The 15,356-nt window shown below is 46.9% G+C and carries 15 protein-coding genes; 13 read left to right on the top strand and 2 right to left on the bottom strand.

The genetic code is table 11. From position 1 onward, the window contains the following. Positions 1–23: 23 nt before the first annotated feature. Positions 24–1,874, bottom strand: a complete 1,851-nt coding sequence (gene rpsA / locus P1P86_02870) for a 30S ribosomal protein S1 (protein MDF1574118.1) — start codon at positions 1,872–1,874, stop codon at positions 24–26. 471 nt (positions 1,875–2,345) lie between these two features. Between rpsA and P1P86_02865 the strand changes: the two genes are divergently transcribed. Genes P1P86_02865 through P1P86_02835 form a run of 7 tightly spaced genes read left to right on the top strand, consistent with a single transcriptional unit; the run spans position 2,346 to position 9,116 of the window. After that, the gene (locus tag P1P86_02865; protein MDF1574117.1) at positions 2,346–3,674 is read left to right on the top strand and encodes a UDP-glucose/GDP-mannose dehydrogenase family protein; all 1,329 of its coding nucleotides are present in this window, start codon (positions 2,346–2,348) and stop codon (positions 3,672–3,674) included. 5 nt (positions 3,675–3,679) lie between these two features. Continuing rightward, entirely contained in the window at positions 3,680–4,627 is a 948-nt protein-coding gene (locus tag P1P86_02860; protein ID MDF1574116.1) for an SDR family oxidoreductase, read from the top strand. Next, the gene (gene rfbA, locus P1P86_02855; protein MDF1574115.1) at positions 4,624–5,511 is read left to right on the top strand and encodes a glucose-1-phosphate thymidylyltransferase RfbA; all 888 of its coding nucleotides are present in this window, start codon (positions 4,624–4,626) and stop codon (positions 5,509–5,511) included. The genes P1P86_02860 and rfbA overlap by 4 nt, the downstream gene beginning before the upstream one ends. Before the next feature lie 4 nt (positions 5,512–5,515). Continuing rightward, positions 5,516–6,052 (top strand): dTDP-4-dehydrorhamnose 3,5-epimerase, encoded by a 537-nt coding sequence (rfbC, locus tag P1P86_02850; GenBank protein ID MDF1574114.1) that lies wholly within the window; start codon positions 5,516–5,518, stop codon positions 6,050–6,052. Positions 6,053–6,062: 10 nt separating this feature from the next. After that, positions 6,063–6,929: a dTDP-4-dehydrorhamnose reductase gene (gene rfbD, locus P1P86_02845; protein MDF1574113.1), complete on the top strand. Its 867-nt coding sequence runs from the start codon at positions 6,063–6,065 to the stop codon at positions 6,927–6,929. A gap of 14 nt (positions 6,930–6,943) precedes the next feature. After that, on the top strand, positions 6,944–8,689 hold the full coding sequence (locus P1P86_02840) for a phospho-sugar mutase (GenBank protein MDF1574112.1): 1,746 nt from the start codon (positions 6,944–6,946) through the stop codon (positions 8,687–8,689). Between the two features lie 10 nt (positions 8,690–8,699). Next, positions 8,700–9,116 carry a secondary thiamine-phosphate synthase enzyme YjbQ gene (locus tag P1P86_02835; protein MDF1574111.1) on the top strand — a complete coding sequence of 139 codons (417 nt, stop codon included), beginning with the start codon at positions 8,700–8,702 and terminating at the stop codon, positions 9,114–9,116. Here the strand turns inward: P1P86_02835 and P1P86_02830 are convergent. Further along, positions 9,103–10,518 carry an AAA family ATPase gene (locus P1P86_02830; GenBank protein ID MDF1574110.1) on the bottom strand — a complete coding sequence of 472 codons (1,416 nt, stop codon included), beginning with the start codon at positions 10,516–10,518 and terminating at the stop codon, positions 9,103–9,105. The genes P1P86_02835 and P1P86_02830 overlap by 14 nt on opposite strands. Positions 10,519–10,599: 81 nt before the next feature. Here P1P86_02830 and P1P86_02825 point away from each other — a divergent pair, with 81 nt between their 5' ends. The 6 genes from P1P86_02825 to P1P86_02800 all read left to right on the top strand — a co-directional run bounded on the left by P1P86_02825 (position 10,600) and on the right by P1P86_02800 (position 15,353). Further along, entirely contained in the window at positions 10,600–11,235 is a 636-nt protein-coding gene (locus tag P1P86_02825; protein ID MDF1574109.1) for a hypothetical protein, read from the top strand. A 14-nt stretch (positions 11,236–11,249) separates the two neighbouring features. Further along, positions 11,250–12,083, top strand: coding sequence for a DUF3822 family protein (locus P1P86_02820; GenBank protein MDF1574108.1), 834 nt, complete (start codon positions 11,250–11,252; stop codon positions 12,081–12,083). Next, entirely contained in the window at positions 12,074–12,604 is a 531-nt protein-coding gene (locus tag P1P86_02815; GenBank protein ID MDF1574107.1) for an RsmD family RNA methyltransferase, read from the top strand. Before P1P86_02820 ends, P1P86_02815 begins: the two co-directional genes overlap by 10 nt. Before the next feature lie 129 nt (positions 12,605–12,733). Continuing rightward, positions 12,734–13,507, top strand: a complete 774-nt coding sequence (locus tag P1P86_02810) for a hypothetical protein (protein ID MDF1574106.1) — start codon at positions 12,734–12,736, stop codon at positions 13,505–13,507. 9 nt (positions 13,508–13,516) lie between these two features. Then, positions 13,517–13,888: a DUF1987 domain-containing protein gene (locus tag P1P86_02805; protein MDF1574105.1), complete on the top strand. Its 372-nt coding sequence runs from the start codon at positions 13,517–13,519 to the stop codon at positions 13,886–13,888. A gap of 61 nt (positions 13,889–13,949) precedes the next feature. After that, positions 13,950–15,353: a Gfo/Idh/MocA family oxidoreductase gene (locus P1P86_02800; protein MDF1574104.1), complete on the top strand. Its 1,404-nt coding sequence runs from the start codon at positions 13,950–13,952 to the stop codon at positions 15,351–15,353. Positions 15,354–15,356: the final 3 nt, after the last annotated feature.

The raw sequence follows: 15,356 nt of genomic DNA, 5'->3' as shown, positions 1-15,356 counted from the left end.
ATTGGTTTTAAAAAGGTTATATTTTACTCTTTTTTGTCACCTTCCTCTTTTTTCTTAGCGCTCTTCTGGTTCTCTTCCATTTCAGACTTCAGGGCTGCAAGTTCGGAAATATCACCCAGGGTGGTTTTCTCCAGGTTGGTTTTCAGCTTCCTGGTTGCCTTCCTGACTTCTGCACCCTCACTCTGACTGGTAGAACGGCCAGAAGACTTCTTCTCGTCTTCATGGATGCGACTATGAGACAAGATAATCTTTTTTGCTGACTTATTAAACTCAATCACCTTAAAATCTAATTTCTCATCCATTTTTACAGGAGATCCATCTTCTTTTACCAGGTGTTTGGGAGTAACAAATCCTTCAACTCCGTAAGGAAGAGCAACTACAGCACCCTTGTCCATCAATTCGATAATGGTTCCTTCATGGATCGAATCTACACCAAACACACTCTCAAAGACATCCCATGGGTTCTCTTCCAGCTGCTTGTGCCCAAGACTCAGGCGACGGTTATCCTTGTCAATCTCAAGAACCACCACATCGATATCGGCAGCAATGGAAGTAAATTCGGCCGGATGCTTGATCTTCTTGGTCCAGGACAGGTCTGAAATATGAATCAGTCCATCCACTCCCTCTTCTATCTCCACAAATACCCCGAAATTGGTAAAGTTCCGAACCTTGGCTGTGTGCTTGGTTCCAACTCCGTAAAGCTCATCAATCTTCTCCCAGGGATCGGTTTTCAGTTGCTTCATACCCAGCGACATTTTACGGTCTTCACGGTCGAGGGTCAGGATAACGGCATCCACTTCGTCACCCACCTTCATAAATTCCTGGGCACTACGAAGATGTTGCGACCAGGACATCTCACTCACGTGAATCAGACCTTCAACACCGGGAGCAATTTCGACAAAGGCTCCGTAATCGGCCATAACAACAACCCGGCCTTTCACCTGGTCGCCCACTTTCATAGCCTCGTCCAACGAATCCCACGGATGCGGGGTCAGCTGTTTCAGACCCAGGGCAATCCTTTTCTTGTCATCATCAAAATCAAGGATAACCACATTCAGTTTCTGGTCCAGTTCGACAATCTCCTCGGGATGATTCACCCGGCCCCAGGAGAGGTCCGTGATATGGATCAGTCCGTCTACTCCGCCCAGGTCAATAAATACACCATAAGAGGTAATATTCTTCACGGTTCCTTCCAGAACCTGTCCTTTCTCCAGTTTTGCAATGATCTCTTTTTTCTGCTGCTCCAGCTCCTCTTCGATCAGTGCTTTATGCGATACGACAACGTTTTTGAATTCGTGGTTGATTTTCACCACCTTAAAGTCCATATTCTTACCCACATAGGCATCGTAATCCCGGATGGGTTTTACATCAATCTGAGAGCCGGGCAGGAAGGCTTCAATTCCGAACACATCTACAATCATACCACCCTTGGTCCGGCACTTAATGTATCCCTTGATTACCTCATCCTGATCCAGTGACTGGTTCACACGGTCCCAGGACCGTATGGCCCTGGCTTTTTTATGGGAAAGTACCAGTTGACCCTTTTTGTCTTCCTGGCTGTCCACGTACACCTCCACCTTATCTCCCACCTTCAGATCGGGATCATAGCGGAACTCGCTAATGGAGATAACTCCCTCTGATTTGTACCCGATATTAATAACCACTTCACGCTTATCCAAGGAGATCACTGTACCGTCGATCACCTCGTTTTCGGCAATAGTGGAGAGGGTGTCCGAGTATAATTTCTCATACTCAGCCTTATTTCCGGATGTTTCCATATCATCGGCCGAAAACTCTTCCCAGTTAAAATCTTCCACACCGGTATCGGTGGATGCAAGTACCTTAGAGTCATTATTGGTACTCTTTGGGGGCATTTCATCAGCTGCAGGCTCTTCAGCTACAGGCTCTTCAGCTACAGGTTCTTCAGCTGCAGGTTCTTCAGCTGCAGGTTCTTCAGCTGCAGGTTCTTCAGTTACAGGCTCAGCCGCTTCGGCAGCAGAATTCTCTTCGCTTACCACAGGGCTTGTCTCTTTAGGTTCACTGGCGGTCGTCTCAACTTCGTTGGGATCCACTTTTTTACTCTCGTTAGACTTAGACATTAGATAATTCTCTTAAAATTAATAAGTTAGACATTATAATTGCTTAAACAAGCCGCAAAGTTAACAAAATGAGTGTAAATGCCCAAATAAAGGAAGGCTTAAAGCGCCGAAGAACTATCATCTGCAATCAGATAGACCGCCTCTGGCCGAAAAGCACGCTCAGGGTATTGAAAACTGGCAAAACATCTGTCGTGGGTATCTATTAAAAAAATTAACTTTACCATCAATAAATCAATTTTTCAGTATATGAAGATAGCAGTTATTGGAACAGGATATGTCGGCCTGGTATCAGGCACCTGTTTTGCAGAAACAGGTATTACGGTCACCTGCGTAGATATTGATAAAAAAAAGATTGAAAACCTGCAGCAGGGAATCATTCCCATTTATGAGCCGGGACTGGAAAACATGGTCAGTAACAATGTGGAAAACGGCCGTCTTTTTTTCAGCACAAGCCTGAAAGAGAGCCTGTTGGATTGTGAAGCGGTTTTCATCGCTGTCGGAACCCCACCCGATGAAGACGGACGTGCCGATCTTCAATATGTGCTCAATGTTGCCGGGGAAATCGGAAAGTATATGCAGGACTACCTGGTCATTGCCACGAAAAGTACAGTTCCCATCAAGACCGCTGAAAAGGTCCGGATGAAGGTTGCTGAAGCACTGAAGCAAAGAGGCCTTAACTTGGAGTTTGACGTGGCATCCAATCCTGAATTCCTGAAAGAGGGTGACGCCATTAATGACTTTCTGAAACCCGACAGGATTGTTATCGGCAGAGATTCGGATCGTGCCGAAAAGCTGATGCGCCGGCTTTATAAACCCTTCCTGCTCAATGGTCATCCGATCATCTTCATGGATATCACCTCGGCCGAAATGACCAAATATGCTGCCAATTCCATGCTCGCAACGAAGATCAGTTTTATGAACGATATTGCCAATTTGTGTGAAGTGGTTGGCGCAGATGTGAATATGGTCAGAAAAGGAATTGGCAGTGATTCACGTATTGGTAACAAGTTTATATATCCCGGAGCCGGTTATGGAGGAAGCTGTTTCCCAAAAGACGTGAAAGCCCTGATCCGCACGGGTGATGAATATAAGCGCTCCCTGGAAATCCTGAAAGCGGTGGAACTGGTTAATGAGAATCAAAAGCTGGTGATTCCCGAGAAATTGAAAGCGCATTTCGGCGGCTCCCTGAGAGGTAAAAAAATAGGACTCTGGGGCCTCTCTTTCAAACCTCACACAGATGATATGAGAGAAGCCCCCTCCATCCGGATTATTGAGGAACTTTCCGGGGAAGGAGTTGAGATCAGGGCTTATGACCCGGTTGCCATGGAGGAGGCCAAACGGGTACTGGGAGATAAGCTGGATTTTTGCAGTGACAAATATGAGACTCTGATCGATTCGGACGGACTGATTCTGGTCACAGAATGGCCGGAGTTTCGCGTACTGAACTTTGGTGTACTGAAGAAACTAATGCGGGAGAAAGTGATCTTTGATGGTCGTAATATTTATGATGCCGAGGAGATGCTAGAGCATGGTTTTACTTATTACAGCATTGGAAGACAAGCTGTTAAACCCTGATTAAGATGAAAAGAATTCTCGTAACCGGTGGAGCTGGTTTTATCGGATCACAGCTGTGTGAACGTTTGCTGGGGGAAGGTCATGAAGTTCTCTGCCTGGACAACTATTTCACCGGGTCCAAAAAAAACATTGCTCACCTGCTCGGGAATCCCTATTTTGAACTGATCCGCCACGATATCACCAGTCCCTATTTTGCAGAAGTGGACGAGATTTATAACCTGGCCTGTCCGGCCTCCCCCATTCATTACCAGTATAATCCCATAAAAACTGTAAAAACCTCTGTGATGGGGGCAATCAATATGCTTGGACTGGCCAAAAGGATCAGGTCCAAAGTGTTACAGGCCTCCACCAGTGAGGTGTACGGAGATCCCAAGGTACATCCCCAGCCCGAGTCCTACTGGGGCCATGTAAATCCCATTGGAGTCCGCTCCTGCTATGACGAAGGAAAAAGGTGTGCCGAGACCCTTTTCATGGACTATCATCAGCAAAATCAGGTGAGAATCAAGATTATCCGGATTTTTAACACCTATGGTCCCAAAATGCATCCCAACGATGGCAGGGTGGTTTCCAATTTTATTGTACAGGCACTTCAGAACCGGGACATAAGCGTCTATGGGGATGGATCCCAGAAAAGAAGCTTCCAGTATGTGGATGATCTGCTTACTGGCATGATCCGGATGATGGAAACGGGCGATCAGATTACGGGTCCGGTCAATATCGGAAATCCTGCAGAATTTTCCATCCTGGAGCTGGCAAAGAAGATTATTGACATGACCGGCTCTGCTTCGAAGATTACCTACCTTCCTCTGCCCCAGGATGACCCGGTTCAGCGCCAACCCGATATCAGTCTTGCAATAAAGCTCCTGGACGGCTGGAACCCGGTGGTGGATCTGGAGACCGGACTTGAGAAAACAATCAGCTATTTTGATCATCTTCTAAAAAGTTCAATATGAAAGGTATTATTCTGGCCGGAGGTGCCGGGACACGGCTTCACCCGATTACAAAGTCCATTTCAAAACAGATCATTCCGGTTTATGATAAACCCATGATCTATTACCCCCTCTCTGTTCTGATGCTCGCAGGAATCACGGAAATTCTCATTATCTCCACCTCCGAAGACCTGCATCTGTATCAAAATCTACTGGATGACGGCAGTCAGATCGGACTCTCTCTGAGTTACACCGTACAGCCTTCACCGGACGGGCTGGCTCAGGCCTTCCTTATAGGGGAAGATTTTATAGGGCATGAGCCGGTTTGTCTGATCCTGGGTGATAATATTTTCTATGGACACGGTTTTGGAAATACACTAAAAGAAGCAGCAGCCCTTGAAAACGGTGCGGTGGTGTTTGGTTACTACGTCTCCGATCCCAATCGGTACGGGGTGGTTGAGTTTAATCCCAAAGGGGAGGTACTAAGCCTGGAAGAGAAACCCGAACATCCCAAATCCAATTATGCAGTGACCGGGCTTTATTTTTACGGGAATGATGTGATCGCAAAGGCAAAAACACTCAGGCCGTCCAAACGGGGCGAGCTGGAGATCACCGATCTGAACAGGCTCTACCTGGAAGAGAAGCGCCTGAGGGTCCGGATCATGGGAAGGGGGATGGCCTGGCTGGATACGGGCACCCAGGACAGCCTTTTGCAGGCTGCCAACTACATACATACCATTGAAAAACGACAGGGACTGAAAATCTCCTGCATAGAAGAAATTGCCTATCAGATGAAATTCATTGATAAAGCACAATTGCTGGTACTTGCCCGCCAGATGCAAAACAGCTCTTACGGGCAATACCTCCTGAACTTAGCCAAAGAAAAACTTCATAGCTCAGGTATTTAGAATGATGAAGATAATAGAAACCGGTATTGAAGGACTCCTGGTACTGGAACCAAAGGTGATTCATGATCCCAGGGGATATTTTTATGAAAGCTATCACAAGCAGGGTCTGGAACAGTCAGGACTTAGATATGATTTTATCCAGGACAACCAAAGTCGCTCTGTTTACGGGGTAATCCGGGGCTTGCACTATCAGAAAGTTCCATTTGCCCAGGCCAAGCTCGTCCGGGTAAGTGAAGGTGCTGTTCTGGATGTTGCCCTGGATATAAGACCCGGGTCGCCCAGCTATGGAAAGTGGTTCGCCGTAGAACTCAGTGCGGAAAACTTTTTGCAATTGATCATACCTGAAGGATTTGCACATGGTTATTCGGTGCTTTCGGACCGGGCCATCCTTCAGTACAAGTGCACTGAGTACTATCATCCGGAGTCCGAAGCAGGAATCCGATTTGATGATCCCACTTTGAATATAGACTGGAAAATCGATCCTGAAAAGGCAATCATTTCGGAGAAGGACAGGAAGCTGCCCTATTTTGTACAACCTTAAATTCATTGTTATGAGTCATGTTCTGGTAACCGGTGCAAATGGTCAACTTGGAAGAGAAATAAAAAAAATGAGAAACAGGTTCCGTCAGACCTATTCATTTACAGATGTGGAGGAACTGGATGCCACCGATCTGACAGCTTTAAAATCATACCTGGCAGCAAAACCGGCGGATTTTATTATAAACTGTGCCGCATACACAGACGTGGAAGGTGCCGAGAAGGAGCCGGAGCAGGCCAGGAAACTCAATCACGATATCCTGGTTAATTTCAGAGACTGCCTGGAAGAATTCCGGACTGTCCGCATCATCCATATCTCAACCGATTATGTTTACCGGGGCGAACAACCCCGGCCCATCAGGGAGGACGACCCAACGGGCCCCCGTGGTGTATACGCCAGGACCAAACTGGAGGGGGAAAATGTATTGCGGGGGCATCCCAGGGCCCTGATCATAAGAACCTCCTGGCTCTATAGTGTTTTTGGAAAAAACTTTGTAAAAAACATAATCAACCGGATGGATCAGAAAAGCGACCTGAGGGTAGTCTACGATCAGGTGGGCACTCCCACCTATGCGGAGGACCTGGCAAGAGCGATTATGCAGATTATCTCTGATGTGGATTCTGATATGATCCAGTTTGTTCCGGGCATATTCAATTATTCAAACAGCGGGGTTTGCAGCTGGTACGACATGACCATGGAAATATGCCGGCTGATTGGTTGCAAAGCCAAAGTGGTGCCACTGGAAAGCCACGAATTCCCGGGAGCAGTCAAACGTCCGGCTTACACCGTGCTCAACAAAACCAGGATCCAGGAAGTTTATGGTGTCGACGTCCCCTACTGGAGAACAAGCCTGGAGAGGTGTATACAAGATTTGTTATAAATAGTGAAGAACCCATGGAAAACCAAAACATGCTGAAAGAAGTCAGTCGAAAGGCAGAACAATGGCTGAACAGTCCCATCGATGAAGATTCCAAAGCCGCCATTCGCGAAATGATCGACCACCATGAAGCCGAGTTAAGCGAAAGCTTTTATCGCGATCTGGAATTCGGGACCGGTGGATTGCGCGGAATTATGGGAGTGGGAACCAACCGTATGAATATCTATACCGTTGGTATGGCCACCCAGGGACTCTGCAACTACCTCCTTAAACAGTTCAGCGACAGAGAGGTAATCAGTGTGGCCGTAGCATATGATTGCCGGAATAACAGCCCTCTGTTTGCAGAGATCACGGCACAGATCTGTGTGGCCAATGGAATCAAAGCCTATCTCTTTGACGGCTTAAGGCCCACTCCGGAGCTCAGTTTTGCCATCAGGCAATTGGGTTGCCAGAGCGGTGTGGTGATCACTGCTTCGCATAATCCAAAGGAGTATAACGGGTATAAAGCATACTGGGAAGACGGGGCTCAGATTATTCATCCTCACGATGTGAATATCATTCGGGAAGTGCAGAAGATAAAATCCATCGGAGATGTAAAGTTCGGTGGGGACAGGGGGAAAATCATTTCCCTGGGTGAAGAGATGGATGCTCTGTATATAGATAAGGTGGTAAAACTATCCATCAACCCGGAGCTGATTGCAGCTCACCATGATATAAAAATCGTATATACTCCTATCCACGGAACCGGGGTCTTACTGATACCCAGGGCCTTAAAGAAACTGGGGTTCACCCGGATCTATCATGTTCCCGAGCAGGATGTGGTAGATGGAAATTTCCCTACAGTGGTATCTCCCAATCCCGAAGAACCGGCCGCCCTGGACATGGCCCTGAAAAAAGCCGATGCTGTGGGGGCAGATCTCGTCATGGCCACCGATCCGGATGCCGACCGCGTGGGGATCGCTATCCGGGACGACCGTGGTAAACTGATCCTGGTAAATGGTCACCAGACTGCCTCCCTGCTATCCTATTACCTGCTGTCGCAATGGTCCGACCGGGGCAGGCTCAGCGGCAAGGAGTATATTGTAAAGACCATTGTAACTACCGAACTGATTGCCGATATGGCCAGGCACTATCAGGTTCCCTACTGGGACGTACTGACCGGCTTCAAATTCATTGCTGATATCATCCGGAAGAATGAGGATCAAATGACCTTTATAGGTGGAGGTGAGGAGAGCTATGGTTTTATGATCGGCGATTTCGTAAGGGACAAAGATGCGGTAGCCTCCTGTTCCATGCTGGCTGAGCTCGCTGCCTGGGCACGAAGCCGGAGCCTCAGTATCTATGATATTCTGCTGGAAATGTACCTGAAATTCTCCTGCTACCAGGAATCCCTGATCAATGTGGTCAGGAAAGGAAAATCGGGAGCAGAAGAGATCCAGCAGATGATGGCCGGTTTCAGGAATAATCCTCCTGAAGAACTGAGCGGCTCCAGGGTCATTACCATACACGACTACCTGGAGAAGCAGAGCACAAACTGCCTCACCGGGACTAAGACTCCTCTCGAATTTCCTGAATCCAATGTGCTCCAGTTTATCCTTGAAGACGGGAGTAAGATTTCAGTAAGGCCTTCGGGTACTGAACCCAAGATCAAATTCTATTTCAGCGTCTCCGCCAAACTGGAAAAAAGGGAAGACTACAAGATGGTAAAAGCGAAACTGGAAAACAAAATTCTTGATATTCAGCAGGAACTGAAGTTAATCTAAAACAAATCCCATGAAATCATTTCGGAAAGAACTCTGGTTCGAAATTAAAAAGCGCAGGGAATTGATCAATATCACTTCCCAGGTGGAAGAGTGTCTGCGGGAGAGCGGTGTAAAGGAAGGACTGGCCCTTGTAAATGCCATGCACATTACCTCTTCGGTTTTTATCAATGATGATGAAGCCGGGTTGCACCACGACTTCGAAGTATGGCTGGAGAAACTGGCTCCGGAAAAACCTTACAGCCAATACAGACACAATGGTTTTGAAGATAATGCGGATGCACACATTAAACGGACACTGATGGGTAGAGAGGTCGTGGTGGCCATTACAGACGGTCGTCTCGATTTTGGGCCCTGGGAACAGATTTTTTACGGAGAATTCGACGGCAAGCGACGCAAACGTGCGCTTGTGAAGATTATCGGGGAGTAAACTGTTTGGCAAGATTGACCAGATAAAGCTTTTCCGAGGCCCGGGTAAAGGCCGTATACAACCAGCGCAGATAATCCAGGGTAAGCATTTCATCGGTAAAATAGCCCTGATCCAGAAAAACCGATTTCCACTGACCACCCTGGGCCTTGTGACAGGTAACCGCATAGGCAAATTTCACCTGAAGAGCGTTGTAAAAAGGATCCGCCGATATCTTTTCGGCTACTCCCTTTTTACCGGAAACATAAGGATAATCTTCTGCTACAGATAGATAAAGAGTTTTTTGCTGGTCGTAGCTCAGGGACGGAGCCTCCAGGTCGATGACATCCAGAAGCACTTTCACCTCCAACTCCAAATCCTGATAATCGGGCAGGGTGATCCGTATATTGGCAAACCTGTGCCCGTGAACCTCTTCAGTGGCAATGACCTTCTCCACCCGGATGATATCTCCATTGGCAATGAAATCGATGCGCTTATCCACATCTTTCCAGAAATAGTTATTTTTTACAACCATCAAAAGATCCCCCTGGGATAACTGTTCTTCCCTCCACAGAATCTGGTTCCTGATAGCGGCATTAAATTGATTGGCCCTTTTATTGGAGCGAGTCACCACAATGGTATCCGAAGCCCCGTAGTGTTCATAACTTGAAGAAATCGATTCCAGCACCTCAGACCCATTCACTAAAGAAATATCGGGGTATGAATCGAAATGAAAACTCGGGTATTCTTCCAGCCCGTCCGTAATCAGGTTCCGGATGGAGGTGGCATTAAACAGAATTCCCGAACCTTCTGCCTGACGCACCACGTCGGTCAGTTCAATTTCTCTGACACGGTATCCAAAACCCTCCAGGCGTCCTCGGTTCAGGGCCGGACTAATATCCAGTCCCACCGGCGGCAGCTGAGCTGTATCCCCTACCAGGATCAAGGTGCATTCCGAGCCTGCCTCCACATAATCAAGCAAGTCGCGGAGCAGATCGCCTGAACCGAAAAAAGTGTCTGGTGAACGGTCGCCGATCATGGACGCTTCATCCACGATGAAACAGGTCTTCTTATGAAGATTCCGATCCAGTACAAAGTCTCCCAATCCGTCCTTCCCCGCTTTCTGCCGGTAAATCTTCTTATGAATGGTCCATGCCGGATGACCCGAATAGGCAGTCAGTACCTTGGCGGCTCTTCCCGTTGGAGCCAGCAGAACACTCCTTTGTTTTAATTCAGCCAGCGTATTTACCAGGCTTTTCACCAGAGTGGTTTTTCCCGTTCCTGCATAGCCTTTCACCAGCATGATCTCCCCGCTCTCCTCAGATGCCAGAAAGCCCCCCAGCTCACGGACCAGATCCTCCTGACTCAAAGTGGGCTTAAACTCGAGATTCTCTAACAATCTGTCAATTATGAATTTTCTAAGCATCCCTTTCAATTATTGCGCGATTAAAAATATATAATTTATTTTTTTTGTTAAATTTGTGTGCAAACGCTAAAAAAATACCCCATGAGAAGAGTAATCCAGATTCTGTTCGTATTAATAATCATTGTGTTAGGGTATCTGATTGTTGATAGTATCATAGAACCGATCAGGTTTAATCAGGAAGTTGAAACCCGCGAGCTGGCGACCATCGACCGGCTTATTGACATCAGGGAAGCACAAAAAGCATACAAAGATGTCTACAGGAAATATACAGGCAGTTTTGATACGCTGATTGCTTTCGTTGATACAGCATCATTTACCGTTGTAAAGGCGATAGGTGATATTCCTGAAGAGTGGCTCGATGAGCTGGGCTTTGAGAAGGCCAGGGAAAAAGCGCTGAATGAGGGAGTGATTACTCGTGAGAATACTTTTGTTCCGGTTCTGGATTCACTGTTCCACCAGGGATTCGCCACCGATTCATTGCGCTATGTACCTTATACGACCGGAATTACTTTCACCATGACCTCAGGGGAGTTGCTGACCAGTTCAAACCTGACCGTACAGGTGGTGGAGGCTTATTGCTATTATGACGACTTGCTTAACGGGATGGACCCGCAACTGATCGCAAACTACAAGGACGAGCGTATGAAGATTGTTGGATTTGAAGGATTAAAATTCGGATCCATGGAAGAAGGAACGCTCACAGGCAATTGGGAGTAAGTTCCCTGTCACTGATGCAGGCAGACAGTGTAATATCGAATAGTATTACGCAAGATATCAGGCTAAAAGGCCATCAATCCATCCGCTTCACTCCGGATGGATTTTCTGTTTTAGTGTCTGATGCCAGTTTTACACCGGTCTATCTGAAAAATTTTCATCTGGGACCCGACACCGGCTCAGATGAATTGCTCGCTGCCTGTGGACGTATTCTGGATGAAGAGGAGCTTCTTAGCATGGAAGGAGAGACCGTTCTGATTACAGATTCAATGGCAGTGACCTTGATCCCCACGCAGTTCCACCATCCGGAAAGAAACCGGGAGATCCTGGAAAGGATTTGTACCATAGAGGATGGCAGCCAGCTGCAGGAGCAGTATTTGAAGGCCAGAAAATCATACCTGATTTACGCGGTCCCGGAAAAGATCATGGAACTGAGCAGGCGTGTTGCCGGGGAGGTAAAGATCCTTCACAGCTCCGAGTGCCTTATATCTCTTTCGGACCAGGTCAGATCCAGCGATCATCAGCGAGGTTTTGTCATGGCTGAGGTGCAGGCTTATTCGCTTGATATACTTGTAATCATTCAAGACCGGATCCAATTATTGAACCGCTATTCTCTGACAGACCCTTCCGATTTTATTTATTTTACCCTGAATACCATGAAGCAACTTAATCTGGATCATGAATCTATCCCGGTCTACATTTCGGGCATTGTTCATGAAGAACACCCGCTTCATGGCCTGCTGCGAAAATACATCAGGAATGTGGTCCATACGCCTTATTACCTGGAGAATTTAAGCAAAGCCGAGACCCTCCGTTACATGATCCTTTCAGAAGGCAGCAAGTGCGCATAATCAGTGGTATATTCAGGGGAAAAAGAATTCATCCCCCGGGGAATTTCAAAGCCAGGCCCACCACCGATTTTGCAAAAGAGAATCTGTTTAATATCCTGATTCACCAGTATGATCTGGAAGAGATGGATGTCCTGGACCTTTTTTCCGGTACGGGCAGTATCTCCTATGAATTTGCTTCCAGGGGTGCACGCTCTGTACTTGCTGTTGAAATGGCCCCTTCCCATTTCAGGTTTATTCAGGAAACCGGCAGATCCATGAAGATGGAACAGCTGAGCGTGATCATGGCAGATGTATTCAAATTCCTCAGGAAACCGGTTCTGTCCTTCGATATCATATTTGCAGATCCGCCCTATGACCACCCCGGACTAGCCGGGCTCCCCGACCTGGTTTTATCCACCAAAATTCTGAATAAAGAAGGCCTTTTTATACTCGAACATCCTGGAAACTTCTCATTCACAGCCCATCCGCGTTTTCAGCAGCACCGAAAATACGGAGGGGTGAATTTCTCCTTTTTTTCCTGACACCGGATCTTGATCATTCCACATGAACTGTATGGATTTTACAATAAAAAAGTCTAAATTCGGTAACTGCATAATTTGCACAATTGCACTAAAATGAATAAGGAGTCTTCAAAATATTCTAAGGCAGAAATGGAGGAATTATGCCTGAAGCAGAATATTATCATAGAAAGGCAGGATCCTTTCAATGAAAGCAAAATATACCTCCCTAACATTGAAAAGATCAATAAGATGATCCGCGAGTTCGACTTCCTGGTAGATGGTTCATCCCGGGGAAAAGCCGTGAACGAGATCAGCAGGATTGAGCGCTTTCTTTTTGAAAACGAAAATAGCCCGGACAAAAAGAGTAAGTTTTTGGCCACCTTTTACTCCAATGCCTCGGTGTACATTGAGAAGCACCGGAGCCTGCTTGAGGATAAACGGTCGGAAAACTGGAAGTACCTGTTTGTTAACTACTTCAAACTGGAAGATATTTATAACTATTTCAACAAGAAGACCAGTGCTTCCACTTTCTTTAAAGAGTACGCCATATATAACGAGATGGTTGACCTCACCTACTACGTAAAGCTGATGGAGTATCTGAGAGCCCAGGTGGAGCTGGAGATCCCCGTGGAGGATGACAAGGATATGCCGGGAAAAATTGAGGAGATTAACCTGAAAATAACCATTCTTCACGAACTGGGAGTTATTGAGAAACTCAGGGAGCTGATTCCCCATAACACCATGCCGAATATGGCCAAGTTCATTACGGTCCTCTGCAGCGAGGATCCTGCCACCTGGAGAGACGTTCTGAATAAGCTGAAGCACCTGAATCTGCAGAACGACAAAGATCTGCTTACGGAGCTGAACCTGAATAAAGCACACGAAATTATGACGGTGTTTGGTATTGAAATCGAAAAGAATTAATATTGTTATATGGAAAATATCAGTATCGAACCTACCAAAAAGTCCCTTGAGGTAGAGTGTTCAACAGGCTACTTCAAACTTTCAGGGAACTCCATTCTCTCTGATCCCCGGAAGTTTTTTCAACCCATTGTGGAGTGGGTAGAGGATTATATCAAGAATCCCGTCGATAAGACCACCGTGGACCTGAAACTGGAATACGTGGATACCGCTTCCGTACAGAGCGTGTTTGATATCATGAGAATGTTTAAACCCCTTCAGGACCTGGATAAAGAGGTAAGCGTCAATTTTTACTTTGAATTTGACGATCCCGAACTACTGGAGCTTGGTGAAATTATGGAGGGTCGACTGGGAATCAAATTCAATTTTATTGAATACCAGTAACTTTCTTCCCATATAGAAGTATGGCAGGAATTCTTTTATCGTTTTTAAAATCTGTAACATCATGAGTAATAATCTGAACCGGCGCGCATTTCTGGGCACCACCGGTACTTTCGTGGCAGGCTCCCTGCTGGCCAGTCCACTCGCCAGTCATGCTATTTCCAAAGGAGAAAAAATCAAGGCGGTCCTGGTCGGCACTGGGGTGCGCGGAACCTCTTTCTGGGGAAAAACCCTGGTTCAGGATTTTCCGGAGATCCTCGAGTTTGTGGGACTTCACGATATTAATCCGGGCCGACTCGAATACGCCCGTGCCTACATGGGAGTAGGGTGTCCTGTATATTCCGATTTCGAAAAGATGATCCGGGAAACTAAACCCGACCTGGTCATCGTCACTACCAAGGATTCCACGCACCACGAATACATCATAAAGGGGCTCGATATGGGCTGTGATGTTCTTACCGAAAAGCCTCTGACCACCGATGAGCTGAAGTGCCAGGCCATCCTGGATGCTGAACGCCGCTCCAATAACAAGCTTATTGTCGGTTTCAATTACCGGTGGGGGCCTTATATGACCAAGATTAAAGAGCTTTTGCAATCCGGAGCTATCGGGAAAATAAGTTCGGTGGATTTCCACTGGTACCTGAATACCTATCACGGTGCCTCCTATTTCAGAAGGTGGCATGGACTCAGGCAATCGGGAGGCTCCCTCTGGGTTCACAAGGCCACTCACCATTTTGATCTGCTTAACTGGTGGCTCGACAGCGATCCGGCAGAAGTCTTCGCCTATGGCGACCTGGAGCACTATGGTTCCAACGGTCCTTTCAGGGGAGATAAGTGCCGTACCTGTGCTCACAAATCCGAATGCAAATATTACTGGGATATAAGCCAGGACAAACGTGCCATGGATCTCTACGTGAATAATGAAAAGTATGACGGCTACATCCGCGACAACTGCCTGTTCCGGCATGAAATAAATATCTACGACAAGATGTCGGCACAGATAAAATACCGCGACAACACCTATGTGAATTATTCTCTGACCACCTACTCCCCCTATGAAGGATGGAAAATAGCTTTCAATGGAATGAATGGCCGTATCGATGCCTGGCTTGATATTCCGTTTATGAACAACGAGAATATCAGTCAGTCCGACATGCACGAACTCGAAATGTCACAGGGAGATGAGAAGCTTCTCAGGGACCCGGTGATCCTGCACAAGTTATGGAACGATTATGAGGTACACCACGTGGACTACCAGAAGGGGGGACATGGCGGAGGAGACAGACTGCTTCACAAACAAATATTTGAAACACCGGGAAAGAAAGACCCATTCGACCGGCCTGCCGGAGTCAGAGATGGAGCCATGTCCATCCTGATCGGTATTGCAGCCCGGAAAAGTATTGAATCGGGACACCCGGTCCGCATTGCTGAATTAACCGATCTGGAACCAAGGGTAAGGCGGATATGATGC

The organism is Bacteroidales bacterium (genome assembly GCA_029210725.1).
Lineage (GTDB): Bacteria > Bacteroidota > Bacteroidia > Bacteroidales.
The sequence above is the reverse complement of the archived record's forward strand: the minus strand, read 5'-3'. Positions and strand labels throughout refer to the sequence as shown.

Coding starts and splice junctions, on each gene's coding strand:
- rfbC (MDF1574114.1), top strand. CDS start 5,516: ATGAAGATAATAGAAACCGGTATTGAAGGACTCCTGGTACTGGAACCA.
- P1P86_02800 (MDF1574104.1), top strand. CDS start 13,950: ATGAGTAATAATCTGAACCGGCGCGCATTTCTGGGCACCACCGGTACT.
- P1P86_02835 (MDF1574111.1), top strand. CDS start 8,700: ATGAAATCATTTCGGAAAGAACTCTGGTTCGAAATTAAAAAGCGCAGG.
- P1P86_02840 (MDF1574112.1), top strand. CDS start 6,944: ATGGAAAACCAAAACATGCTGAAAGAAGTCAGTCGAAAGGCAGAACAA.
- P1P86_02810 (MDF1574106.1), top strand. CDS start 12,734: ATGGAGGAATTATGCCTGAAGCAGAATATTATCATAGAAAGGCAGGAT.
- rfbD (MDF1574113.1), top strand. CDS start 6,063: ATGAGTCATGTTCTGGTAACCGGTGCAAATGGTCAACTTGGAAGAGAA.
- P1P86_02825 (MDF1574109.1), top strand. CDS start 10,600: ATGAGAAGAGTAATCCAGATTCTGTTCGTATTAATAATCATTGTGTTA.
- P1P86_02865 (MDF1574117.1), top strand. CDS start 2,346: ATGAAGATAGCAGTTATTGGAACAGGATATGTCGGCCTGGTATCAGGC.
- rfbA (MDF1574115.1), top strand. CDS start 4,624: ATGAAAGGTATTATTCTGGCCGGAGGTGCCGGGACACGGCTTCACCCG.
- P1P86_02820 (MDF1574108.1), top strand. CDS start 11,250: ATGCAGGCAGACAGTGTAATATCGAATAGTATTACGCAAGATATCAGG.
- rpsA (MDF1574118.1), bottom strand. CDS start 1,874: ATGCCCCCAAAGAGTACCAATAATGACTCTAAGGTACTTGCATCCACC.
- P1P86_02830 (MDF1574110.1), bottom strand. CDS start 10,518: ATGCTTAGAAAATTCATAATTGACAGATTGTTAGAGAATCTCGAGTTT.
- P1P86_02860 (MDF1574116.1), top strand. CDS start 3,680: ATGAAAAGAATTCTCGTAACCGGTGGAGCTGGTTTTATCGGATCACAG.
- P1P86_02805 (MDF1574105.1), top strand. CDS start 13,517: ATGGAAAATATCAGTATCGAACCTACCAAAAAGTCCCTTGAGGTAGAG.